This window comes from Streptomyces sp. NPDC048182 (genome assembly GCF_043202555.1).
Classification (GTDB): domain Bacteria; phylum Actinomycetota; class Actinomycetes; order Streptomycetales; family Streptomycetaceae; genus Streptomyces.
Window position 1 is genome coordinate 18,508 of the sequence record NZ_JBIDAQ010000029.1, and the last position, 9,237, is coordinate 27,744.

The following is a 9,237-nucleotide window of genomic DNA, read 5'->3' on the forward strand; positions in this document are numbered from 1 at the left end:
ACCCTTCGTGTCTTCCGTACCCGGCATGTCTCTTCCACTCCTGATCAAGAGGGCAGTTCGCGGTCGATCAACTCGAAGAGCTCGTCGTCGGTCGCGGATTCGAGGTGTCCGTCCGCGCGGGCGCCGGCGTCGTCGCCGCCGTCGGTCCCCGTCCCGCCCGCGCTGTCGTCCAGGCGCCACAGCAGGCTCTGCAGCCGGGTCACCAGGCGGTCCCGGGTGTCCTCGTCGCGGGCGTGTCCCGCGATCACTGCCTCCAGCCGGTCCAGCTCGCCGAAGAGCGGCGCCGAGGGGTCGGCCGCCACCGGGGCGAGCTGCGCGCGCAGGTCCTCGGCGATGGCGGACGGGGTGGGGTGCCGGAAGATGAACGTGGCAGGCAGGCGCAGGCCCGTGGACGCCGAGAGGCGGTTGCGCAGTTCGACCGCGGTGAGGGAGTCGAAGCCGAGGTCCTTGAAGGGAGCGTCGGCCCGCACGGCCTCGGTGCCCGCGTGCCCGAGGACGGCCGCCGCGTGCGTGCGCACCATGTCGAGCAGGGTGCGGTGCTGCTCCTCCGCCGTGAGCGCGGCCAGTCGCGCGGTCCAGTCGGTGTCCGGCCGTACGGTGGCGGCCGTCGGCCTGGCGGGTCCCTGGCCGGGAGCGAGGGCGCGCAGGAGTGCGGGCAGCTCGGCGGCGGGCTTGCCCGCGAGGACACGGGTGTCGAGGTGGGCGGCGACCAGGTGGGGGCGGCCGTGGCGGTGTGCGGCGTCGAGGAGGGCCAGGCCCTGTTCGGTGGGCATGGCGTTGACTCCGGTGCGTTTCATCCGCGCCAGGTCCGTCTCGCCGAGGTGCCCGGTCATGCCGCCGGCCGCCTGCCACAGGCCCCAGCCGATCGACAGGCCCGGAAGCCCCTGAGCCCGACGGTGCTGCATGAGGGCATCGCAATAGGCGTTGGCAGCCGCGTAATTGGCCTGCCCCGGGCTGCCCAACGTCGCCGCCGCCGAAGAGAACACCACGAACAGACCAAGCCGCAGACCACGCGTCGCCTCGTGCAGAAGACGCGCCGCACCCGCCTTCGCCGCCCACACCCGCCCGAACGCCTCGGGAGTCTGCGCGGTGACCACCGCGTCGTCCAACACGCCCGCAGCATGAACCACACCGGTCAGGGGATGGGCCGGGTCCGCCTTGCCGACCAGCTCCGCCACCGACTCCCGGTCACCGACGTCCGCCGCAACGACGGCGACCTCGGCGCCCAGCCCCTCAAGCCGCCGCACGAGTTCACCGACTCCCGGCGCGTCGGCGCCACGCCGGCCGGCCAGCAGCAGATGCCGCACACCCCACTCCCGCACCAGATGCTCGGCCACCGCCCGACCGAGTACGCCGGTGCCACCCGTCACCAGGACCGTGCCCACGGGATCCAGCGCGGGCGCAACCTCCAGCACCAGCTTGCCCGTATGCCTGGCCTGACTCATGAAACGGAACGCCTCCCGCGCCTCACCCAAGGGCCAGGAACGTACCGGCAACGGCTTAAGCCGCTCTGATGCGAACAACTCCCCCAACCGCCCCAGCATCCGAGACACCAGGTCCCCACCCGCATCAGTGATCAAGTCATAGACGGTGTATGCCACCCCTGGATGTTCGGCAGCCACCTCCCCGCCATCACGCAGATCCGTCTTGCCCATCTCCAGGAACCGGCCGCCCTCCCCCAGCAACCGCAACGAAGCATCGATGAACTCCCCCGTCAGACTGTTGAGAACGACATCCACACCCCGCCCACCGGTCGCCGCACGGAAAGCGTCCTCGAAACCGAGGTCCCGGGACGACGCCCGATGAGCGGCGTCGATACCCATCTCCTCCAGAACCCCGTGCTTGGCCGCACTCGCCGTCGCGAACACCTCGGCACCCAGATACCGGGCGATCTGCACCGCCGCCATCCCCACACCACCAGTCGCGGCATGGATAAGCACCCGCTCCCCCGCCCCGACACCCGCCAACTCCACCAACCCGTACCACGCCGTCAGATACGCGATCGGCACACCGGCCGCTTCCTTCAGGTCCCAGCCGTGTGGGACCGGCGCGATCAGCCGGGTGTCCGCGACGGCCATCGGTCCGAAGGACCTGTCGAGTACGCCCATGACGTGATCGCCGACCGAGAGGTGTGTGACGTCGGGGCCCACCTCCGTGACCACACCCGCGCCCTCGCCGCCGAGTCCGGTCTGTCCCGGCACCATGCCGAGGCTGACCAGGACGTCACGGAAGTTGATGCCGGCGGCCTGGACCTCCAGACGCGCCTGCCCCGGGCCCAGGGGATCGAGGAGCTCCGGGCACGCGACGGGCGCCACACCCTCCAGGGTCGCGGCACCGCCCGTGTCGAGGCGCCAGGCACGCTCGGTGGGTGCCGCGACGAGGGCACCGCCGGTGGCGCGGACCAGGCGTGGTACGAGGATCTGACCGTCTCGGAGCGCCAGTTGAGGTTCATCCAGGTCTTCGACGGCCTGCCGGATGAGAGCCTGCGGCAGCTCCCCGCCGTCCCCGTCGACGAGGGCGAAGCGGCCCGGGTGCTCCGACTGGGCGCTACGGACCAGGCCCCACACGGCGGCGGCAGCCGCGTCCACGTCGCCGGCTCCGTCGATGACCACGGCGTCGCGCGTCACGACCAGGAGTCGGGACTCCTCGAGTTCCGGCACGGCGAGGAACTCCTGTACCAGGGCCAGCACCCGCTCCGCGACGGGAAGTCCACCGCTGTCCGTGGGCTCGACGAGGGCGATCAGTGCCCATGGCGGCGCCTCGCCGTCCCGCACGGCATCGGCCGGGCCGACGCCGTCCCCGACCACCGCCCAGCCTCCCGCGCCCGACGCGCCCGGCTGAAGCGCCGGAGCCGGAAGCGAGGTCCAGTCCACGGTGAAGAGGCCGTCGTGACGGGTCCGCGCAGACCGCAACTGCCCGATGTCGGCGGGACGCAGCGTCACCGATCCCGCAGTGAAGACCTTCGCCCCGGTGGCGTCGGTGACCCGGACCCGCACTTCGCGTTCGGTCTCGTCGTGCGCGCCAGGCGAGAGGCGTACCCGGACGGTGCCCGCTCCGGCCGCCCACAGGGCGACCTGGTTCCAGGTGAAGGGCAGCCAGGTCCTGCCGTCGTCCTCCGGCTGTCCCGGCCAGTCGAGCAGGAGGGCCGGGTGGAGGGTGGCGTCCAGGAGGGCGGGGTGGATGCCGTAGCCGTCGCGCGTTCCGGCGGCCTCGGGCAGCTCCACCTCGGCGAGCAGGTCCTCACCGTGCCGCCACACCGTCCGCAGGCCCTGGAAAGACGGCCCGTAGGCGTATCCCGCCTCGGCCACGCGTGCGTAGAAGCCGTCGAGGTCCACGGGCTGGGCATCGGCGGGGGTCCAGCTTTCGGCCAACTCATGTGCCTCGGCAATCGGTTCGGGAGCTAGGACGCCAGAGGCGTGGCACACCCAGGAGTCGTCGTCACCGGAGTCCGAGCGGGTGTAGATCGCCACCTCGCGGCGGCCGTCCTCCGCTTCCGCGTCGACGACGACCTGCACCCGCAACGCCGACGACTCCGGCACGACCACCGGCGCCTGGAGCATCAACTCCTCCACCGCCCCGCAACCGACCTCGTCACCGGCCCGCAACGCCCACTCCACCAACACCGCACCCGGCACCAGCACCGTCCCCGCCACCGCATGATCGGCAAGCCACGACACACCCGAACGCGACACACGCCCCGTCAGCAGACATCCGCCCCGGTCAGCGAACTCCACCGCCGCACCCAACAGCGGATGACCAGCCGCCACCAACCCCAGACCCGTGGCATCTCCGGCACCGGTCCGTGCGGTAAGCCAGTAACTCTCCCGCTGGAAGGAGTAGGTCGGCAGATCTACGACGGCGGGGGCGGGCTCGGCCGGGAACCATCCCGACCAGTCCACGTCGACCCCGGCGGTGTGCAGCCGGGCCACGGCCTCCGTGAACGCCTGCTCCTCGGGCCGCTCACCGGCAAGCGAACACACCACCACCGGCTCCGGGCCCTCCACCCCGTCCAGGGTGTGCTGGGCGGCCGTGGTCAGCACCGGGGCGGGGCCGAGTTCGATGAACACCCCCGCACGAGCCGCCACTGCCGCGACAGCCGGCTGGAAGAGCACCGCCTGACGCACATGCCGCGCCCAGTACCCGGGCGCAGTGATCTCCTCACCCGCCACCGCACCGGAAACGTTGCTCATCAACGCGACAGACGGAACCTTGAACGCCACCGAGCTGATCGCCTCGGTGAACTCCTCCAACATCGGTGCCATCAACACCGAATGAAAAGCGTGACTGACCGACAGCGCCTTGGTCTTACGCCCCCGCCCCCGCCACACAGCGACGACCCGCTCCACCTCCTCCACCGGACCCGAGACGACCGTCGAATCCGGCGTGTTGACCGCCGCGACACTCACCGTCGAACCCTCCAGGCCGGCAGCCAGCTCCTCCGCCGTCGCCTGCACCGCACACATCGCCCCACCCGCAGGCAACGCACCCATCAACCGCGCCCGCGCACCCACGATCCGGCACGCATCCGCCAGATCGAACACCCCCGCCACATAGGCCGCAGCGATCTCCCCGACCGAATGCCCGATCACCACATCAGGACGGACACCCACCGACTCCCACAACCGGGCCAGAGCCACCTGCAACGCGAACAACCCCGCCTGCGCCCACGTCGTATGGTCGAGACGCTCCTTCGGGCCCTGGAAGACCGTCTCCTTCACAGAGGAGACGCCCAACTCCCCCTCCAACAGGGAACACACCTCGTCGAACGCGGCGGCGAACACCGGAAACCGCTCATACAACCCCGCACCCATCCCCACCAGCTGACTGCCCTGACCACTGAACAGCCACACCACCCCACCACCCGCGGCCCCCCGAGCCCCGGTCACCCCCGGACGCACCGCACCCGCAGCCAACGCCTCAAGCCCGGCAAGGAACTCGGCCGGTTCGCGGCCCGTGACCACCGCGCGGTGCTCGAAGAGCGTGCGCGAGTGCAGCAGAGACCAGCCCACGTCCTGGACCGAGCCGGCGAACGCGGCGTCGGACAGGCGGCGTGCCTGCTGCTCGAGTGCCTGCGGGCTGCGGGCGGAGAGGACCCACGGCACAAGGTCGCCCCCGGCCTCCGGAGCGACGGTGACCTGCTCGGTATCCGCAGGCTCGGGAACGTGCTCGATGATCAAGTGGGCGTTCGTGCCCGAGGCGCCGAAGGACGAGATGCCCGCCCGGCGCGGCCGGTCCACCTCCGGCCACGCCACCGACTCGGCAAGCAGCCGCACCGCGCCCGACTCCCAGTCCACGTGCGGCGTCGGCTCATCCACATGCAGACTCGCCGGCACCACACCGTGCCGCATCGCCATCACCATCTTGATGACACCCGCCACACCAGCGGCAGCCTGCGTATGCCCGATGTTCGACTTCACCGAACCCAACCACAACGGCCGCTCCACAGGGCGCCCCTGACCATAGGTCGCAAGCAACGCCTGCGCCTCGATCGGATCCCCGAGCGTCGTACCCGTGCCATGCCCCTCGACCACATCCACGTCCCCGGTCCCCAGCCGGCCACTCGTCAGCGCCTGACGGATCACCCGCTCCTGCGACGGACCGTTCGGAGCCGTCAGACCATTGCTCGCACCGTCCTGATTCACCGCCGACCCCCGCACCACCGCCAGGACCTGGTGCCCGTTGCGGCGCGCGTCGGAGAGACGCTCCAGCAGGAGGACGCCGACGCCTTCGCCCCAGCCCGTGCCGTCGGCAGCCGCCGCGAACGGCTTGCAGCGGCCGTCGGGAGCCAGGCCGCGCTGCCGCGAGAAGCCGGTGAACACCTCGGGTGTGGCCATGACGGTCACGCCGCCCGCGAGGGCGAGGTCGCACTCGCCCTGCCGCAACGCCTGCGCCGCCAGGTGGATCGACACCAGGGACGACGAGCATGCCGTGTCCACCGTCACCGCCGGGCCTTGGAGGCCCAGCGTGTACGACACCCGGCCGGACACCACGCTGCCCGAACCGGCCAGCATCGAGTAGCCCTCCAGTTGGACGTCCTGGCCGCCGGCCAGGCCCGTCGCGTAGTCGTGGTACATCACGCCCACGTACGTGCCGGTCAGCGTGCCCTTGAGCGTGGTCGGGTCGATGCCCGCCCGCTCCAGCACCTCCCAGGCGGTCTCCAGGAGCAGGCGCTGCTGCGGGTCCATCGCGAGCGCCTCACGCGGGTTGATGCCGAAGAAGTCGGCGTCGAAGTCGCCCGCGTCGTGCAGGAAGGCTCCTTCGTCGGCGTAGCTGGTGCCGGGATGGTCGGGGCCGGGGTGGAAGAGGCGCTCCAGGTCCCAGCCGCGGCCTGTCGGGAACTCCCCGACCGTGTCCACGCCCGCGGCGACCAGGTCCCACAGTCCTTCCGGAGAGGAGACGCCGCCGGGGTACTTGCAGGCCATGGAGACGATGGCGACCGGTTCGTCCGTCCCGGGCGCCGGACGCGCGGCCGGGGCGGCGGGGACGGCGGTCCGGCCGCCCAGGCGGGTGCACAGGTAGGTGGCGAGCGCCTGGGGGGTCGGATGGTCGAAGGCCATGGTGGCGGGCAGGCGCAGACCGCTGGCCGTCGCGAGGCGGTTGCGCAGCTCCACCGCCGTCAGGGAGTCGAACCCCAAGTCCTTGAAGTTGGCCTCGGTACGTACCTCGCCCGCCGACCGGTAGCCGAGGACCGCCGCCACGCACTCGCGGACGAGGTCGGTGACGGCGGCCTTGCGGCCCGCCTCGTCCAGGCCCGCGAGCCGCGTCTCCAGTGCCGCCTTGTCCACGGTGGATCCGGACGCCGCCCGGCGGCGGGTGCGTCCCGCCAGGTTCCGCAGGATCGCCGGGACCTCGTCACCGCCGAGGCCGCGTACGTCGATGCCGGCGGCGACCGCCGACGAGGTGTACGCCGCCGCGGCGCGCGCCGCGTCCAGCAGAGCGAGGCCCGCTTCGTCCGTGAGCGGTCGCATGCCGCCCGCGCGCAGCCGTGCCAGGTCGGCCGGTCCGAGGTGGCGGGTCATCGCGCTGCCGCGCTCCCACAGGCCCCAGGCGACGGCGAGTCCGGGCAGGCCCTCGCCACGGCGCCTCGCGGCCAGCGCGTCCACGAAGGCGTTGGCGGCGGCGTATCCGGCCTGGCCCGCGTTGCCGAGCACGCCGGCGGCGGAGGAGAACATGACGAACAGGCCGAGGGGCAGCTCCCGGGTGGCCGCGTCCAGGTTGGCGGCGACGGTGGCCTTCGCGGCCCAGACACGAGCCAGTCGGTCGGGGCTCTGCGCGGTGACCACGGCGTCGTCCAGGACACCGGCGGCGTGGATCACGCCGGTCAGCGGGTGCGCCGGAGGGATCGTGGCGACCAGGTCGGCGGCGGCCTGCTCGTCGGTCAGGTCGGCCGCGACGATCTCCACGTGGGCCCCGAGAGCGGTCAGCCCGTCGGCGAGGTCGCGGGCGTCGGGCGCTGCGGGTCCCTGCCGACTGACGAGCAGCAGGCGCCGTACCGACCAGGCGCGGACCAGGTGTTCGGCGACCAGGCGGCCCATCATGCCGGTGCCACCCGCGATGAGCACGGTGCCGTCGGGGTCCAGGGCCGGGCCGGTCTCGTCCCGGGCGGCGGTGCGGGCCAGACGAGGGACCGTGATCTGGCCGCCCCGCACCGCCAGTTGGGGCTCGCCGGTGGCGAGGGCCCGCGCGACCGCGGCACGGTCCTCGTCGGGACCGGCGTCCAACAGGACGAAGCGATCCGGGTGTTCGGCCTGTGCGCTGCGCACGAGTCCCCATACGGCGGCGGCCGGGGCGTCGACGGCTGCCGTGCTCCGGTCCGTCGGCACGGCGTGGTGGGTGACCAGTACGAGCCTGGTGTCGGTGAGGCGCGGTTCGGCGAGCCAGTCCTGCAGCAGGCGCAGTGTGCGCTCGGCGAGGGATCGGCCGCGCGCGTCGAGGCTGTCGGCGGAGACCGCGGAGGCCACGGATGGGGTGGCGGCGGCGGAGGTCATGACCAGTACGGCCTCGGGGGCCTGTGCGCCGTCCTCCAGGGCCGCCGACAGGGCCGGCAGGTCCCGGTGTCGGGTGAGGTCGGCTCCGATCCAAGCCGGCATGGCTCCGCCCTCGTCCTCACCTCCGTCGAGCACCACCCAGTCGGCGACGCCGGCCTCTCCGGCTGCCGGGGGCACGGTGGTCCACTCCACGGTGAACAGCCCACCCGCGCCACCGGCCTTCCCTGCCGCGCGCAGTTGCTCGGGGTCGGCCGTCCGCAAGGCCAGAGAGGCGGCGCTGAACACCGGGGCGCCGGCGGTGTCGGCCACCGTGACGCTCAGGCCGGGCCCCTCATCCGCTCCTCCTCCTTGACACGGGGAGAGGCGCACCCGCACGGCGGTGGCGCCGGTGGCCCACAGGGACACCTCGTCCCAAGCGAACGGCAGGCGCAGTTCGGTGCCGCCCTGGTCGAGGAGCAGCGCCGGGTGCAGGGCCGCGTCGAGGAGGGCGGGGTGGATGCCGAACCCGTCGCGGGCGCCCGCCTCGTCGGGCAGCGTCACCTCGGCGAGCAGGTCCTCGCCGTGCCGCCACACCGCGCGCAGGCCCTGGAACGACGGCCCGTAGTCGTAGCCCGCGGCCGACGCCCGCTCATAGAGATCGCCGATCTCCACCGGCTCGGCGCCGGCCGGAGGCCACTCACCGCTCAGCCCCCGCGCGGCAGCGGCGGCGTCGGGGCTGATCACACCGGTCGCATGGCACACCCACCCGTCGTCCTGATCCGGCTCCCCGTCGCGGTCGAGGCGCGAGAAGACGCGGACCTCGTGTCGTCCGACCTTCTCGTCGGCGGGGCCGACGACGACCTGGACCTGAAGGCCCCCTGTTTCGGGCAGCGCGAGGGGCGCCTGAAGCGTGAGTTCGTCCAAGGTGGGGCAGCCGACCTCCTCGGCGGCCTGCAGCGCCCACTCGACCAGAGCCGCGCCGGGTACCAGGGTCGTGCCCGCCACCGCATGGTCGGCGAGCCAACCGCCGCTACCGGATGCCGCGAGGCGGCCGGTCAGCACGAGCGCGCCGTCGGCGAGGCTCAGCGCCGCGGGCAGCAGCGTGTGGTCGAGCCGCCGCAGTCCCGCCGAGCGGACGTCCCCGACGCCGTCCACCGCCAGCCAGTAGCGCTGCCGCTGGAAGGCGTAGGTGGGGAGGTCGACGGTGCGGGGGGTGGTGGGTTCGGTGGGGAACCAGCGGCGCCAGTCGATGCCGGCGCCGGCGGTGAAG

1 protein-coding gene is annotated in these 9,237 nt (G+C 72.7%); it reads right to left on the reverse strand.

Annotated elements, in window-relative coordinates:
* Positions 1-44 precede the first annotated feature (44 nt).
* On the reverse strand, positions 45-9,237 hold a 9,193-nt coding region (locus ACGFZL_RS31720; RefSeq protein ID WP_393696995.1), incomplete at its 5' end, for an SDR family NAD(P)-dependent oxidoreductase.